At 70.9% G+C, this 15,245-nt stretch carries 10 protein-coding genes, 1 tRNA gene and 1 other RNA gene; 5 read left to right on the top strand and 7 right to left on the bottom strand.

Going from position 1 to position 15,245, the window contains the following annotated elements; all coding sequences use genetic code 11:
* Positions 1 to 110 precede the first annotated feature (110 nt).
* From ACEYYH_RS15375 to ACEYYH_RS15345, 7 genes are all read right to left on the bottom strand, one after another.
* Positions 111 to 198: transfer RNA gene (locus ACEYYH_RS15375), tRNA-Ser, on the bottom strand.
* Between the two features lie 41 nt (positions 199 to 239).
* Positions 240 to 2,519 carry a transglutaminaseTgpA domain-containing protein gene (locus tag ACEYYH_RS15370; RefSeq protein WP_374975199.1) on the bottom strand — a complete coding sequence of 760 codons (2,280 nt, stop codon included), beginning with the start codon at positions 2,517 to 2,519 and terminating at the stop codon, positions 240 to 242.
* Positions 2,506 to 3,765: a DUF58 domain-containing protein gene (locus ACEYYH_RS15365; protein ID WP_374975198.1), complete on the bottom strand. Its 1,260-nt coding sequence runs from the start codon at positions 3,763 to 3,765 to the stop codon at positions 2,506 to 2,508. Before ACEYYH_RS15365 ends, ACEYYH_RS15370 begins: the two co-directional genes overlap by 14 nt.
* A 7-nt stretch (positions 3,766 to 3,772) precedes the next feature.
* Positions 3,773 to 4,798, bottom strand: coding sequence for an AAA family ATPase (locus ACEYYH_RS15360; RefSeq protein WP_374975197.1), 1,026 nt, complete (start codon positions 4,796 to 4,798; stop codon positions 3,773 to 3,775).
* 147 nt (positions 4,799 to 4,945) lie between these two features.
* Positions 4,946 to 5,479: a hypothetical protein gene (locus tag ACEYYH_RS15355; RefSeq protein ID WP_374975196.1), complete on the bottom strand. Its 534-nt coding sequence runs from the start codon at positions 5,477 to 5,479 to the stop codon at positions 4,946 to 4,948.
* Positions 5,480 to 5,482: 3 nt separating this feature from the next.
* Positions 5,483 to 7,570, bottom strand: coding sequence for a primary-amine oxidase (locus tag ACEYYH_RS15350; protein WP_374975195.1), 2,088 nt, complete (start codon positions 7,568 to 7,570; stop codon positions 5,483 to 5,485).
* A 44-nt stretch (positions 7,571 to 7,614) separates the two neighbouring features.
* Entirely contained in the window at positions 7,615 to 9,090 is a 1,476-nt protein-coding gene (locus tag ACEYYH_RS15345; protein WP_374975194.1) for an APC family permease, read from the bottom strand.
* Between the two features lie 209 nt (positions 9,091 to 9,299).
* On the opposite strand from ACEYYH_RS15345, the gene ACEYYH_RS15340 reads away from it, so the two are divergent.
* From ACEYYH_RS15340 to ACEYYH_RS15320, 5 genes are all read left to right on the top strand, one after another.
* Positions 9,300 to 10,799, top strand: a complete 1,500-nt coding sequence (locus ACEYYH_RS15340) for an APC family permease (protein ID WP_374975193.1) — start codon at positions 9,300 to 9,302, stop codon at positions 10,797 to 10,799.
* A complete protein-coding gene (locus ACEYYH_RS15335) occupies positions 10,792 to 11,490 on the top strand; it encodes a helix-turn-helix domain-containing protein (protein WP_374975192.1) in 699 nt (232 codons plus the stop codon). The genes ACEYYH_RS15340 and ACEYYH_RS15335 overlap by 8 nt, the downstream gene beginning before the upstream one ends.
* 32 nt (positions 11,491 to 11,522) lie before the next feature.
* Positions 11,523 to 11,619: signal recognition particle sRNA small type (ffs, locus tag ACEYYH_RS15330), an RNA gene on the top strand.
* A gap of 139 nt (positions 11,620 to 11,758) precedes the next feature.
* Positions 11,759 to 13,933, top strand: a complete 2,175-nt coding sequence (gene pta, locus ACEYYH_RS15325) for a phosphate acetyltransferase (RefSeq protein WP_374975191.1) — start codon at positions 11,759 to 11,761, stop codon at positions 13,931 to 13,933.
* A 32-nt stretch (positions 13,934 to 13,965) separates the two neighbouring features.
* Positions 13,966 to 15,213 carry an acetate/propionate family kinase gene (locus ACEYYH_RS15320; protein ID WP_374975190.1) on the top strand — a complete coding sequence of 416 codons (1,248 nt, stop codon included), beginning with the start codon at positions 13,966 to 13,968 and terminating at the stop codon, positions 15,211 to 15,213.
* Positions 15,214 to 15,245: the final 32 nt, after the last annotated feature.

Here is a 15,245-nt window from a genome sequence, read left to right as displayed (position 1 = left end):
TGAGCGACGGCGGGGGTGAGAACACCCCACTGAGGCAGTTAACTGTGCCAGTACGCGTGTCACGCAAGATCGGGCGAGGTCGCGATCCCAGTGTTTTCTAGGCAGAACAGTGGCGGAGGATGGGGGATTCGAACCCCCGAGGGCTTGCACCCAACACGCTTTCCAAGCGTGCGCCATAGGCCACTAGGCGAATCCTCCGGGAGGCCCCGGAGGGCCGCCGACCATCCTACCCTGCTCGGCTACCCTGCTCGAACCGGGGCGGTGCCGGCGTACACACTGCCGGGCCGGATCACGAGCGAACGCGGCGCAAGCAGCGCGAGAATCCGCCGCGAGGGCGGCACGGAAGCCAGCAGGGATGTGCGGACGGATGCTGCGGCATCGGCCGCCGCGTCTCCCATCCAGTACGAGCGGGTGCCGGCGCGCGAATAGCTGGCGCGCTCGATCGCGAGCAGGACGGTGTTCATCTCCGATGCGCCGACTCCGTGTTCGGCGACAAGCCGGCCGGCGAAGGCGCGAGGCGTCTCGCTGGCCGGCACCGGGATGCCCACGTCGATCGCGGCCTCCTGGACGGACTGCCACGCGGCGGCAGCATCACCGCCTCGGGCGGCGGCATCCTGCTGCCGGCGGCGCAGCTCGCGGATGAGGAACGGGAGTGCGAGCAGGACCACCATCGCCGCCACCACGCCGAGGATCGGCAACGGGTCGAGGGCGTCGTCGGCAGACGCGCCGGACGCGTTCTGCCGCTGCTCCTCGAGGTCGATCTGGGCCTGGTCGCCGCGCGCCGTCGGAGTGGGGGTCGACTGCGGAGTCGTCGCGCCGGGGTCGGTGGTCTGGCCGGGCAGCGTCAGCTCAGACGAGAAGGTGGTCGGAACGCCGAGCCCGGAGGTGGGTTCGAACGCGATCCAGCCGATGCCGTCGAAGAAGACTTCGGGCCAGGCGTGAAGCTGCGAGCTCGACACCGAGAAGACCGGCTGGTCGTCGATGCTGTCGGTGGTCGGGGTTCCGGGCAGATACCCGATAACGACGCGCGTCGGCATGTGTAGCGTTCGCGCCATGAGCGCGAACGCTCCCGCGAAGTGGATGCAGTACCCCTCGCGCACCTCGAGGAATCGCGCGACCGCCTCCGCCCCCGTGCCGTCGAACCCGTCCTCGACCGGCGCCTCGAGCGAGTACCGGAAGTCGGTGCCTCGGAACCAGCGTTGCAGCGCGGCGAGCTTGTCGTAATCGGAGGTGGCGTCAGCCGTGACCTGGAGGGCGAGCTCTCCGATGATGGGCGGGACGTCGGCCGGCAGCTCTGTCGTCTCCTCCCGCACCTGCGAACCCACCGACACTGCCGCTCGGACCTGCTCGAGCGACGGGCGCGGGAGGTTGTAGGCGACCTCGTAGGACTGGCCCTGGGTCGATCCAGCGGTCGTGGCGACCGTGTGGTTGTAAGGAACCGCGCCCCACCGGCCTGCACCGAGGCCTGTGATCCCCACGGCGGGGTAGGGCACTGGCGCCCACTGGGAATCCAAACGCACGACGTCGACCTTCGCCGTGTACTCGCTGATACGGACGTCCTCGCCGGACTCGACGACCCCGAACGCACGCTCGCTGTCGAGCGACACGGTCTGCGAACGATCGGACTCCCAGGCTTCGCCGTCCAGGCGGGTCACGGTCGTCACGCGCAGGTACGGCACCGACGGGGCGTTGGTGCGCAGCCGGAGCACCTCGGTCTCCTGCGGGCGCCGAAGGTCCTCGCCGAGCCGCAGCGTCGCGTCGATCCCCGGTCCGGGGCCGAGGCCCGCCCCCGCCCGCACACCGGGCTGCGGCAGCACGGGGGTCGCGACGACGGCCACGACGATCGCGATCGCGCCGATGCCGAGCGCGGTCGCCGGCACTCCGGCGGTGCGCTCCGCCTCCCGCTCGACCGGCTTCTCCCGAGAACGGGTCTCGGAGCGCAGCAGGAACAGGATCGTCACCGCGAGGAACACGAACCCGATGACGTCCACCTCGCTCGGCGCGGCGATCGCCGGGATGAGCGAGACCGCGACGATGCCGACGGAGGCGAGCAGCGGCATCCGTGCGGTCACGACGACGTGGTCGACGATGATCGTGAGGAGCCCCATCGACCCCACCACGACGAACGCCAGTGACACTGTCGGCTCGAGCGGAGCCGCGCCGACGGTGATCTCCTCCATCGCGGCCTCGACCAGCATCGGCACCGCCTGGAAGGTGTCGAGCGTGGGGATCGCCCACAGGATGGCGGTGTCGCGCAGGAAGATCAGGGTCATGAACACGACCCACACCGCGACCTCGATGAGGGTCACCGCGACGGCGGGGAGGCGGTAGAGGCGAGCGGTGTATCCTGCGGCGAGCACCATCGCCGACAGCACCAGGGCGGCGACGAGCCACCACCCGGGCTCGACGACCCGGACGACCGGCAGCAGTGCCGCCAGCAGAGCGGCGAGGATCGCGAACGTCAGTAGCCGCTCGCCGGTGCGGGCGCGGACCGGTCGGCCCGATTCAGCCGAAGACATGATGCACCCCCCGGCCGATCGCATTCGCCCACGCGAGACCCAGGTCGCGGTCGGGGCCGACAGCCGCCACGTGCCAGCCGTGATCAGCGGCGATGTCGAGCGCGTCGCCGATCGGTGCTGCGGAGAGCAGGAGGGGCAGCGTGCTGTGGTGCGAGACCGGGCCGATGGCCACCGCGTCTGCCGGGTCGAGCCGCCCGACGATGAGCACGATCGGACCCGTCGACGCCCCCGCGAACAGCCGTGACAGGCGCGGGAGCGCGTCTTCGCGGTGCGCGGTCACGGTCGCGAACTGCACCAGCATCGCGTCGACCTCGGTCATGTCGCCGCCGTCGATGCGGTCGACGAGCACGGTGCCCTCGGTGTCGAGCACCTCGACGGCGTATCCGTCGTGGACGAGCCGTGCGACCGCCGACACGCACGCCGAGATGCCGGCCTCGAACCCGGGGTCGGCTCCGGGTCCACGCAGCGCCTCGGGCGACCAGCGCAGCGCGGCACGGTCGATCACGACCGCGGCTTCGGGCGTGGACTCCTGCTCCTCCTGGCGCACCATGAGCTCGTCGCGGTGGGCGGTCGCGCGCCAGTGGATGCGCCGCATCGAGTCGCCCGGGGCGTACGGCCGGGCGACGAGGTTGTCGGCGCCCTGACCGAGCTGGTCGGTCGTGGTGTGCAGCATCCCGCCGGTGGCGCCCGCGTAGTCGACGAGCGGCGGCAGATCGATGACCGCCGGTGCCACGGTGACGGGCGTGCGCTGGCTGAACACGACGGTGCGCCGCGCGAGACCGAACGGATCGGACGAGCGCACGGTGAGCGGTCCGAGCGAGTGGACGCCACGCCGCGCGCCGGTGACCGAGTACACGAGGTCGATGCTGCGCGCGCCGCCGCGCTCGCCGCCGCGCAATCCCGAACCGAGCGCGGGGAAAGCGCCCTCGGCTTTGCCGCGCAGCCCCTTCGGCAGCGCGTCGCGCCATGTTCCCGGGGCGGTGGGCAGCGCCGTGCGCACTTCGACGCGCACCGACACGCGCGCTTCGCGTCCGACCGGGACGACGTCGGGAACGAGCGCTCGGCTGACCGCGTCGGAGCGGCGCCCGACGTACAGCGATGCGATGCTGGCGACCACGACCGCCAGCAGCAGGATGCCGAAGTACATCAGCTCCACGATGCTCGCCTCGTTCGCGACGATGAAGCACGTGATCGCGAGGACCAACGCTCCGGTGCCCCGGACTGTCAGCGGCCACACGCGTTTCATCGCTCTGTCACTGACGTGCGGCGATCGGCACCCGCACACTCGCGGCGATGCGCTCGAGGATCGTGGCGATCGCATCTGCGGCGCTCGACGCGCGGGCGCCGCCCGCTGCGCGGGTCGGGATGAGCCGGTGTGCGAACACCGGGGCGAGGAGCGCCGTGATGTCGTCGGGGATGACGAACGCGCGCCCGTCCAGCGCGGCCCACACCTTGGCCGCGCGCACCAATTGGAGCGTCGCGCGGGGGCTGGCACCCAGGCGCAGGTCGGTGTGCGTGCGGGTCGCCTGTGCCAGGGCGACGGCGTAGTCCTCGATGGCTGGCGCGACGTGCACCGCCCGCGCCCACGCGACGAGACCGGCGACCTCGTCCGCCGAGACGACCGGCGCGAGCTGGTCGAGCGGGTTCACCGTGTCGCGCTGGCGCAGCATGAGCGCCTCCGACCGCGCATCGGGGTAGCCCATCGAGATGCGCATCATGAACCGGTCACGTTGCGCCTCGGGGAGGGCGTATGTGCCCTCCATCTCGAGCGGGTTCTGCGTCGCGACGACCAGGAACGGCTCGGGCACGAAGTGCGTGCGCCCGTCGACGGTGACCTGGCGCTCCTCCATCGCCTCGAGCAGGGCCGATTGCGTCTTGGGGGAGGAGCGGTTGATCTCGTCGGCGATGACGATGTTGGCGAAGATCGCGCCGGGCTTGAACTCGAATTCGCGCTCGACCGGGTTGAATACGCTCACACCGGTCACGTCGCCGGGAAGCAGATCGGGCGTGAACTGGATGCGGCGGACCGTGGCATCCACGGAGGTTGCGAGTGCCCGCGCCAGCATGGTCTTGCCGACGCCGGGGACGTCCTCGATGAGGAGGTGCCCTTCCGCCAGGAAGCACACCAGGGCGCTGCGCACCGCGTCCGGCTTGCCGTCGATCACACTGCCGACCGCGTCCAGGATGGCATCGGTGACGCGGGCGAATCCCTCGGCCGTGAGGGCGCCGAGCACACCCGAGCCTCCTGATGCAGCATCCGTCATCGCGGTATCGACCATCGCGGGCTCCTGTTCCGCCCTCGAACGAGCGGGTCGGGGGTGGGCGCGGGCTCCCTCGCCCACGCGACCGATCCTAACCGCGCAGATATCGGTTCGGTATCGATGGTGCTGGGAGAACACTGGGATGCCGCGACCCGCCGTCCGCGGCTACACCGACACTCCCACCGCCATGAGCAGCACCGAGACGCCCATGCAGATCAGCTGCGCGCGGTCCAGTCGCCGATGAGCGCGGAGAACGAGGAGCGCCGACAGTGCGGCGTATGCGACAGCACCGCCGAGCAGGAGCACGGCGAGGAGCGGCCCGCCGCCGGCACCCCCGTGGGCGTGTGCCGTCGCGGCGGTCGTCGCGGCGGGCTGGGGGACCATGCCGACCTGCAATGCGGCCATCGCGACCAGCCCGAGCCCGGTGTGGACCGTCATCGGGCCTGGGGTCGACGCTTCGCTGCCGCCGGGCGACCGTCGGGGGCGCTGCCAGGCTGCGAGGGCCATCGCCGCGCCGAGGAGCACCGCCGCCCAGTACACCGGTGCCACCAGCCCGGTGAGCGCCGCGTCCAGCATCGCGATCAGCATGAGCGCCGACGCGACGGAGTCGGGCCATCGCGCCCGTCCGCGGTCGGCTGCCACACAGCAGGCGCCGATCGCGGCCGGGGCGATGGCCCAGGCGTGGAGCAGTTCGGTCACGGATCAACCGTGGTGGTGATGCGCGCCGTGCACGTGACCGTGCGCGTCGGGGTCATGCCCGTGCGTGCTCGAATCGTGCGCGTGCGCGCCAGCCGTCGGTCCGTAGCCGCCGGTCGCGCCGTGCACGTGCCCGGTCCCTGCCGAGCAGTGCGCGGACTCGGGGGCAGGCACGTTGAGCGTGGGGTTGCGCTCGAAGAAGTTGTACGGCTTCAGCGTGAACTTGGCGTAGTCCATGGGCATGACCGGCCAGTCCTCGTTGCGGGGGAAGTGTGTGAGTCCGAACGTGTGCCACAGCACGACGTCCTCGCCGATCAGCGGCTCGTCGCCGGCGATGAAGGCGGGGATGCCGCCGCCGCCCGGATGCTGGTTCACGAAGTCGCCCGCCGCATAGCGCTCGGCGGGGTCGTACTTGGTGACGAAGAGGTTCTTCGTGGCGAACGCGGCGCGCGAGGCGATCGAGGACTCGTCGTCGGCGAGCAGCACGGGGGTCTCGGTCGGGAACAGCACATACGAGGTCGGCTGGCCCATCGACGTGGTCTTGTCGGTCGAGGCGATCTGCCACACCCGGTTGCGGGCGCCGTCGGCGAGCCGGCCCGACTCCTTCTCCGACGCGATCGGCGTGACGCTCTTCGTGAAGGCGTTGCCGGCGGGGTTCGCGGGCGAGATCGGCACGCGCACCGCGTCGATCTCGTTGACCACGTTCGCGATACCGTCGACGGTCATGTCGAGCCGTGCCGAGAACAGGTGCTGGTGGTATGGCGCCCCGAGTCCTGGGGCCACCTCCGATGCGAAGGGGTACGGCGATCCGTCCTCGTTCAGACCCGGATAGGCGGACGTGAAGAGGATGCCCGTGAGCTTCGCCTCGCACTCGATCGTGCCGTCGAGGTAGAGGTACCAGAAGAACCCGTAGTCGTAGTTGCCGACGGTGGTGAAGAACGAGATCACGAGCCGCCGGGACCGGCGCACCTCGGACGCTCCGGTGAAGAGGTCGGTGTGCTTCCACAGCGACCCGAAGTCCTCCTCGTGCATGCACACGCCGTTGCGCACGGTGCGAGGCATCCCGAGTTCGTCCGCGAGGATCGCATCGACGTACGTGATGTCGCCGACGCAGTCGCAGCCGAGCTCGAGCTCGTTCGTGTAGCGGCCGAAGAGGTACTCGCCGGTGTCGAAGTAGTTCTGCCAGAACCGGTTCGGCTGCGGGTCGGCGTAGGGCACCACCATCTCGCTGATCGACCCGCGGTACATCACCGGGCGCCCGGCGAACGAGAGCTGACGCAGGATGAGGCCCTCGCGCGTGTCGAAGCCGATGCGGAAGTCCCACTCGCCCCACGTCACGTGCTCGTCGTCGACGCGGAAGCTCGACCCCTCGGGCTGGGTGATCACGATGGGCGTGAGTCCCTCGAGCGGCGCGCCCTGCAGCTCGGGGTCGTCGTAGTTGCCGCTCGTCTGCGGGATGTCGAACCCGGGGTTGTCGACGATCTTGATCACCGTCCGCGCGGCGACGTCGATGTATGCGGTCAGGCCGTCGACGGGGTGCGCCCACGGGTGATCCGCGGCGTGGAACTGCTGGAACGCGAACGTGCGCAGAATGCGGCGCCCGGCCTCGTCCTCGTACCCGTAGTTGCCGGCCGACAGCGGCACGAGAACGACATCGTCGGGCGCGAGACCGCGAGCGGCGAGGGCGGCGACCCACTCCTCACTCTCGTTCGCGATGACGCCGACCTCCTCGAACTCGGCGTCGAGGATCGGCAGCTGACCGGCGGTGCCGTCGAGCTCGACGCTCGACAGCACCACGCCGGTGGCGAGCGACACGACCAGGTCCAGCGACAGTGCGGTCTTCATGTCGAGCAGCTGCACACGCGCGCGGCGCTCCGGCAGGGCGCCGGTGCCGGCCTCCCACGCGAGCACCTCGGGCTTGGGTGCCTCCTCGAGCCCGACGTACGCGAACCGCGTGGCGTCGGTCGTGCTGTCGAGCCCGAGGACGATCGCGCGCACGGCCTGGATCTCGGCGGGCGTGAGCGAGGCGAGCGGATGCTGCGGCGCCGGCGGTGCGGCGAAGCCCGAAGCGGCGGCGACATCGGTGATGGTCATGGTTCTCCTTTGTTGCGGGTGTTGCGGGGATGGATCGGCGGCCGTCAGCCGGCGATCGAGTCGGTGAGCTTCGCGTAGGCGGCGGGGCGCCGGTTCTTGATCCACGCAGCCTGCGCGTAGCCGATGGCCGGCACGACCACCACGAGGCCCAGGAGGAACCAGCTGACGGTGCCGAACACCGGGTTGCCGTCCGCGTCGACGTCGCCGACCATGATCGGGAAGTAGGCGACGATGAGCGCCGCCGACAGCACGAGCCCGATGAATCCGAGGGCGGGCGCGACCACCGTGTTCCACACTCGGCCGTCCTTCTTCGTCTTGACGAAGTAGACCATCACGGCCACGGACGTCACCGCCATCAGGATCGCGATGGCGAGTGTCGCCACGCCGGCGAACCACGTGAACACCTGCAGGACGGGGTCGAGGCCGAGCACCGCGAACGCCGCGATCAAGACGACGGCGGTGGCCGTCTGGACGAGCGACGACACGTGCGGCGAGAGGTGCTTGGCGTGCACCGCGCCGAGCGTGTCGGGCAGCACGCCGGCGTTCGCCATCGAGTGCTGGTAGCGGGTGACGACGTTGTGGAACGACAGCACGCACGCGAACATCGCGGTGATGAGGAGGATGTTGACCGCGACCTCGCCGAACGGGCCGAGGTAGCGGGCCATCGTCGCGATGATGAACGTGCCGGGATCCTCGGCGATCTTGTCGATGACGCCGCTCGGGCCCCACGCCATGACGAGCCCCCACGAGGCGAGCGTGTAGAAGACGCCGATGCCGATGACCGCGGCGTAGGTGGCGCGCGGGATCGTGCGGTTCGGATCCTTCGCCTCGTCGCGGAAGATCGCCGTCGCCTCGAAGCCGATGAAGGCGGCGATCGCGAACATGAGCCCGACACCGGGGGAGCCGCTCGAGACGTTGGCCGGCTCGAACGGCGCGAGGCTGAGCCCCTCGGCACCTCCCGTCGCGACGACCACGACCACCATCGCGACCACGATCCCGACCTCGGCGACGAGGAGCACGCCGAGCACCTTGCTCGACAGGTCGATGTGGCGGTAGCCGAGCACGCCGACGACGGCGATGGTCGCCAGCGACATGAGCCACCACGGCAGGGCGGGACCGCCGAGGGACTGCAGCGTGACCGACAGGATGTAGCCGATGTAGCCGTACACCGACACCTGGATGGTCGTGTAGGTGAGCATCGCGATCCATGCGCTGGCGAGGCCGGTCGATCGGCCGAGGCCGTAGCCGACGTAGGTGAAGAAGGCGCCGGGCTTGGGCACATGGCGGGTCATCGTCGCCAGGCCCACCGAGAACAGCAGCAGGATCACCGCGCTGATCGCGTACAGCGCAGGGAAGCCGATCCCGTTGCCCAGCAGCATGCCCAGCGGCGCGGCGCCGCCGATCACGGTGAGCGGGGATGCGGCGGCGACCACCATGAAGACGATGGCGGTGACTCCGAGCGAGCCGGTGAGCGTCCGCTTGGCGGACGCCTCGACCCCCTTCGATTCGAGCTGGGTCATGGCGGGACCTCCGGACGGATGGGGAACGGGATGCTGCGAGCCTGGCTCCGGCGGATTGCACGGCCGCTTCACCCCTGTGAAACCTCGCGCACGCCGAGTGAGATCGGCGGGCAGACGTGTCTCATTCGGGCGACACACGGGCGAAACACGGGGGAAGCGGCGCGGCAACCGCGCGCGCGTATCGTCTGGCTCGCACCACCGGAGGCGACATGACCGCACTCGAGCGCGCGATCGCGCGACCCGACCCCGTCCACGACTTCGGAGCGCGTTCGCCGCTCGACGGACTCGACCGCCGCAGCGTCGGGTTCTTCGACGTGCTCGCGCAGTCCGTGGCGGCGGTCGCGCCCGCCGCCGCGGCGACCACCGTCGTGCTGCTCGTGGCAGGCATCTCGCCGTCGGCGACCGTGCTGTCCATCCTCCTGGCGGCGGTGCTCAGCCTTCTGGTCGCCCGGACGATCACTCAGTTCGCGCGCCGGCTCGCCGCGGCCGGCTCGACCTACACCTACACGGCGCGCGGCCTCGGCTCGGGCGCCGGCCTCGCATCCGGTGCCGCGATCCTCGTCGGCTACGGCGCCATCGCGATGTTCGCGCTGCTCGGCGGCGCGTACTACGTCACGTTCCTGCTCGAGTCCGTGTGGCCTGCGGCGGGCGGCCCCGGCACCCTCGCCGGCGTCCTGGCCGCCGAGTCCGCGTTCGTGGCCGTCGTGCTGGTGCGCGGCATCCGCATCTCATCGCGCATCGCGCTCCTCGTCGAGGTGCTCTCGGTCGCGCTGATCGCGGTGCTGCTGGTGGTGCTGCTGGTCCGGATCGGTCCGATCGACCCGTGGCGGGTGCTCGGCGTCGGGGACGCCGATCCAGCGGCGCTCGCCGCCGGGTCGGTCATCGCCCTCACCGCGTTCGTCGGGTTCGAGAGCGCCTCGACGCTCGGTGTCGAGGCGCGGGCGCCGCTGCGCAACGTCCCGCGCGCGATCGTGTGGACGGTGGTGCTGTCGGGCGGACTCTACGTGCTGGCGGCAGTGACCCAGGTCGCGGGATTCGATGCGCTCGGGGCGCCGCTCGGCGAAAGCGCCTCGCCGATCAACGAGCTCGCGGCGGCGTACGGGCTGGGCGGCTGGGGGGTCGTCGCCGACATCGGCATCGCGGCATCCTTCATCGCGTGCGCCATCGGGTCGACGACCGCCCTGACACGGGTGCTGTTCACGATGGGTCGTGACGGGGTGCTGCCGGCTCCGGCCGGTCGCGCCCATCCGCGCTTCGGGACGCCGATCGGGGCGGTGGCGCTGGCGTTCCCTGTCATCGCGGGAGTGCCGTTCCTGCTCCTCGTCTCAGGGCTCGACATCCGCGACGCGATGCACGTCACGATCGCCGTGGGCGGCGCCGGCTACATCGTCGCGTACACCCTGGTGTGCGTGGCGGCACCGGTATTCCTCCGCCGCATCGGCGAGCTGACTCTCGGGTCGACCGTCGCGGCGACGGTGTCGGCGGTCGTCCTCACCGGCGCCCTGGTCACATTCTTCGCGGTCGACGCCGCCGCGGGTGGCGTCGCGGTCTGGGTCGCGGCGGGGATCGCCGTGATCTCAGCGATCGCCGTGCTCGGTCGGCTTCGTCGCGGCCCGTCGTCTCTCGCCGGCATCGGCTCGTACGACGAACCTGTCGCGTCGCAGGTGCTGGGCGGCGTCGCCCGCGGGGAGCGAACCGGCGGTGGGTGAGCTGCCGGCGTCAGGCCCGACGCTGACGGCGCGCCAGCCGAAGGCGGTGCACAGCGCGCTGACGGTGCTCGAGGCGGTGGCGCACCTCGGTGCGGGTGCCACCGCGCGGGAGATCTCACTCGAGCTCGGCCTCCCGCGTGCGACCGCCTATCGTCTGCTCAACCTCCTCGTGCAGGACGAGTACCTCGTCCGCACCCCCGACCTCGCGGGGTTCGCCCTCGGGGCGAAGGTGGTGCAGCTCGCCGCCGTGGCGGCGGGACCCGCGCGCCTGACGTCGGCGGCTCGCGGCGTCGTGGCCGAGGCCCGCACGGCGCTGCGCGGCGGCGTGCACGTGGTGCTGTTCGTGGACGGCCGTGTCTCTGTGGTCGACGCCGACCCCGACTTCCCCTTCTCGGACGAGGTGCGTCTCGCCCGCGAGCCCGAGCGGTTCGCGCTCGGACGCCTGCTGCGGATCGAGCAGGGGAGAGGGGAGGACGCGGCGCGGCAGGACCTCGCCGATCTCGGCGCGACCCGCCAGCTCGGCGAGCTCGTTCCGGGGTACGGCTGCGTCGCGGTGCCGATCCGCGACGCCACGGGCAGCCTGGCGGGCGCGGTGGGATTCTCCGGTCCCCGCCATCGTGCCGACGACCCGTCTCAGGTGCTGTCGGTGCTGCAGCCTCTGGCCGTGCGCCTGGGTCCGCTGGTGGTGTGACGTCCGGTCTCCGCGCGACGGGTTAGACTTGACGCAGCTCTCCGCGAGGCGGCATCCAGGCCAACTCCCCCAGGACGGAAACGTAGCAAGGGTAACCAGGCTCTGCCGGGTTCGCGGAGAGTCTTAATTTTCCCGGGCGAAGGGGCCCTCCAGCACCGCCCACTGCAGCAGCATGATGGTCTTCGCGTCCTGGATCCGTCCGTCGCCGACCATGGTGTTCCGGTGGCACGCCTGGCCGCAGCATCCGTGCCGCCCATAGGCTGGTCGTGTGGCGCAGAGCATCTACATCACGTCGGCAGAGGGTCATTCGGGGAAGTCCACGGTCGCGCTCGGGGTGCTCGACGCGCTGAGTCACGCGACCCCGCGGGTGGGCGTGTTCCGGGCGATCGCGCGGTCGACCGTGGAGCGCGACTACGTGCTCGAGATGCTGCTCGACCACGACGGCGTCGACCTCCCGTACGACGACTGCATCGGCGTCACCTACGACGACGTGAGGCATGATCCGGATGCTGCGCTCGCGACGATCGTCGAGCGCTACAAGGCCGTCGAGGCCCAGTGCGACGCCGTCGTCATCGTCGGCAGCGACTACACCGATGTCGGCAGTCCCGCCGAGCTCGCCTACAACGCCCGCATCGCGGCGAACCTCGGGGCCCCGGTGCTGCTGGTGCTCGGCGGCCGCTCCGCGCAGAACCAGACGCAGCCCGAGCAGCTCGGCTCATCGCTCGCGCGCACTCCGGCCGAGATGGGGCAGATCGCCGATCTCGCGCTCGCCGAACTCGCACACGGCCGCGCGAAGCTGTTCGCCGTCGTGGCCAACCGCGCCGACGCGGAGCGCGCCGACGAGACGATCCGGGCCATCCGGCGGTCGATCCGGACGCACCTCGACGGCGCCGCTCCGCCCGCGCCGGTGCCGGCCTCCGGGCCGCAGGCCTCGGTTCCGGTCTGGGCGATCCCCGAGGACCGCTTCCTCGTCGCGCCGTCGATCCGCGGCATCATGCGCTCCGTCGACGGCGAGATGCTCGCCGGCGATCCCGGTCGTCTCACGCGCGAGGCGCTGGCGGTGGTGGTCGCGGGCATGTCGATGGTGAACGTGCTGCCGCGCCTGCTCGAGGGCGCCGTCGTCATCATCCCCGCAGATCGCTCCGAAGTGCTGCTGGCCACCCTGCTCGCCAACGCATCCGGCACCTTCCCGTCGATCTCCGGCATCGTGCTCAACGGCGGCTTCGAGCTTCCCGAGCCGGTGACGCGGCTGATCGACGGTCTCGGCTCGAGCGTGCCCATCATCACGACCGAGCTCGGCACCTACGAGACCGCGGTGCGCATCATGGGCACGCGCGGTCGCCTCGCCGCCGACTCCCAGCGCCGCTACGACACAGCGCTCGCCCTCTTCGAACAGAGCGTCGACACCGACGAGCTGCTGGTCGCGTTCGGCCTGGCGCGCGCAACGGTCGTCACGCCGCTCATGTTCGAGTTCCAGCTCATCGAGCGGGCGCGCGCCGAGCGCAAGCGCATCGTGCTGCCCGAGGGCGACGACGACCGGGTGCTCCGCGCCGCGGCGACGGTGCTCAAGCGCGGCATCGCCGACCTCGTGATCCTGGGCGAGCCGTTCGAGGTGCGTGCGCGAGCGATCGAGCTCGGCATCGACATCCAGGGCGCCGAGGTGCTCTCGCCCCTGGACGCGGTGCACGTGCACAAGTTCGCCGAGGAGTACGCGCGCCTGCGCGCCCACAAGGGCGTCACAGTGGGGCAGGCGGCCGACACCGTCACGGACGTCTCGTACTTCGGCACGATGATGGTGCACCTGGGTCTCGCCGACGGCATGGTGTCGGGCGCCGCGCACACCACGGCGCACACGATCCGCCCGGCGTTCGAGATCATCAAGACCAAGCCGGGCGTCTCGGTCGTGTCGAGCGTGTTCCTGATGGCCCTCGCCGACCGCGTGCTGGTCTACGGCGACTGCGCCGTCATCCCCGACCCGACGAGCGAGCAGCTCGCCGACATCGCGATCTCGTCGGCCGCGACCGCGGCGCAGTTCGGCATCGATCCGCGGGTTGCGATGCTGTCGTACTCGACGGGAGAGTCGGGATCGGGTGCCGATGTCGAGAAGGTGAGGGATGCGACCGCCCTCGTCCGCTCGCGGGCTCCGGAGCTGCTCGTGGAAGGGCCGATCCAGTACGACGCGGCGGCCGACGCCGCGGTGGCCGCGGCGAAGATGCCCGGGTCCGCGGTCGCGGGACGTGCGACGGTGTTCGTCTTCCCCGACCTCAACACCGGCAACAACACCTACAAGGCGGTGCAGCGCTCCGCGGGCGCCGTCGCGATCGGACCGGTGCTGCAGGGCCTCAACAAGCCGATCAACGACCTGTCGCGCGGCGCGCTGGTCGACGACATCGTCAACACGATCGCGATCACCGCGATCCAGGCACAGGAGGCCGGTCGCTGAGACGGCGACCGGAGGAAGAAGGGGAACGTCCGATGACACCGGTGCTCGTGATCAACAGCGGCTCGTCGTCGTTCAAGTACCAGCTCCTCGACATGGACACCGAGCGCACGCTCGCGTCCGGACTCGTCGAGCGCATCGGCGACCCGATCGGCATCGCCCGCCACACCGTGTACGCGACCGCTTCGACAGGCTCAGCGACCGGCGAAGTCACCGGCACGCCGACCTTCCTGGACGCGACACGCACGCGCGAGCTTCCGATCCCGGATCACACCGCGGGCTTCGGGGTGATGCTCGACGCGTTCGCCTCCGACGGGCCGTCGCTCGCCGAGACGCCCCCGGTCGCCGTGGGCCACCGCGTCGTGCACGGCGGCGCGCGCTTCTTCGAGCCGACGCTCATCACACCCCTCGTCGAGATCAACATCGACGAGCTGTCGGTGCTCGCCCCACTGCACAACCCCGCCAACCTCGCCGGGATCGTCGCCGCCAGGCACGCGTTCCCCGACGTACCGCATGTGGCGGTCTTCGACACCGCGTTCCATCAGACCCTGGCGCCTGCGGCGTATACGTACGCGATCGACGCGGAGGTCGCAGCATCCCATCGGATCCGCCGCTACGGCTTCCACGGCACGTCGCACAAGTTCGTGAGCGAAGCGGCCGCCGCCTTCGTCGGGCGTCCGCTCGCCGAGCTGAAGCAGATCGTGTTCCACCTCGGCAACGGGGCGTCGGTCACCGCGATCGACGGCGGCCGCTCGGTCGACACGTCGATGGGGTTCACGCCGCTCGAGGGGCTCGTGATGGGGACGCGCTCGGGCGACATCGATCCCGCCGTGCTGTTCCAGCTCGAGCGGCGCGCCGGCATGTCGGTGGACGACCTCGACGAGCTGCTCAACAAGCGCAGCGGTCTGCTAGGGCTCGCGGGCTCGAACGATCTGCGCGACATCCGCGCCGCCATCGAGCGCGGCGAGGAGCGCGCGATCCTGGCGTTCGAGGTGTACGTGCACCGGCTGCGCGCCTATGCCGGCGCCTACCTCGCGCAGCTGGGCGGCGCCGACGTCATCTCGTTCACGGCCGGGGTGGGCGAGAACGCGCCCCAGGTGCGGGCCGGAGCGCTCGAGACGCTCGGCTTCGCGGGCGTCGAGATCGATCCCGCGCGCAACGAGAGCGCCGAACGCGGCATCCGGATCATCTCGACGGATGCCTCGACCGTGACCGTGCTCGTCGTGCCCACCGACGAGGAGCTCGAGATCGCGCGTCAGACCCTGAGCGTCGCCAGGGATTGACCGTCACGGGGTGTCGACCGGACACCCGCCCG

The sequence above is a fragment of the Microbacterium trichothecenolyticum genome, assembly GCF_041938625.1.
Classification (GTDB): domain Bacteria; phylum Actinomycetota; class Actinomycetes; order Actinomycetales; family Microbacteriaceae; genus Microbacterium; species Microbacterium trichothecenolyticum_D.
The sequence above is the reverse complement of the archived record's forward strand: the minus strand, read 5'-3'. Positions and strand labels throughout refer to the sequence as shown.

What these genes read in the sequence shown, in the direction of transcription:
- ACEYYH_RS15370 (WP_374975199.1), bottom strand. Translation starts at nt 2,519, where the DNA reads ATGTCTTCGGCTGAATCGGGCCGACCGGTCCGCGCCCGCACCGGCGAG.
- ACEYYH_RS15365 (WP_374975198.1), bottom strand. Translation starts at nt 3,765, where the DNA reads ATGAAACGCGTGTGGCCGCTGACAGTCCGGGGCACCGGAGCGTTGGTC.
- ACEYYH_RS15360 (WP_374975197.1), bottom strand. Translation starts at nt 4,798, where the DNA reads ATGGTCGATACCGCGATGACGGATGCTGCATCAGGAGGCTCGGGTGTG.
- ACEYYH_RS15350 (WP_374975195.1), bottom strand. Translation starts at nt 7,570, where the DNA reads ATGACCATCACCGATGTCGCCGCCGCTTCGGGCTTCGCCGCACCGCCG.
- ACEYYH_RS15345 (WP_374975194.1), bottom strand. Translation starts at nt 9,090, where the DNA reads ATGACCCAGCTCGAATCGAAGGGGGTCGAGGCGTCCGCCAAGCGGACG.
- ACEYYH_RS15340 (WP_374975193.1), top strand. Translation starts at nt 9,300, where the DNA reads ATGACCGCACTCGAGCGCGCGATCGCGCGACCCGACCCCGTCCACGAC.
- ACEYYH_RS15320 (WP_374975190.1), top strand. Translation starts at nt 13,966, where the DNA reads ATGACACCGGTGCTCGTGATCAACAGCGGCTCGTCGTCGTTCAAGTAC.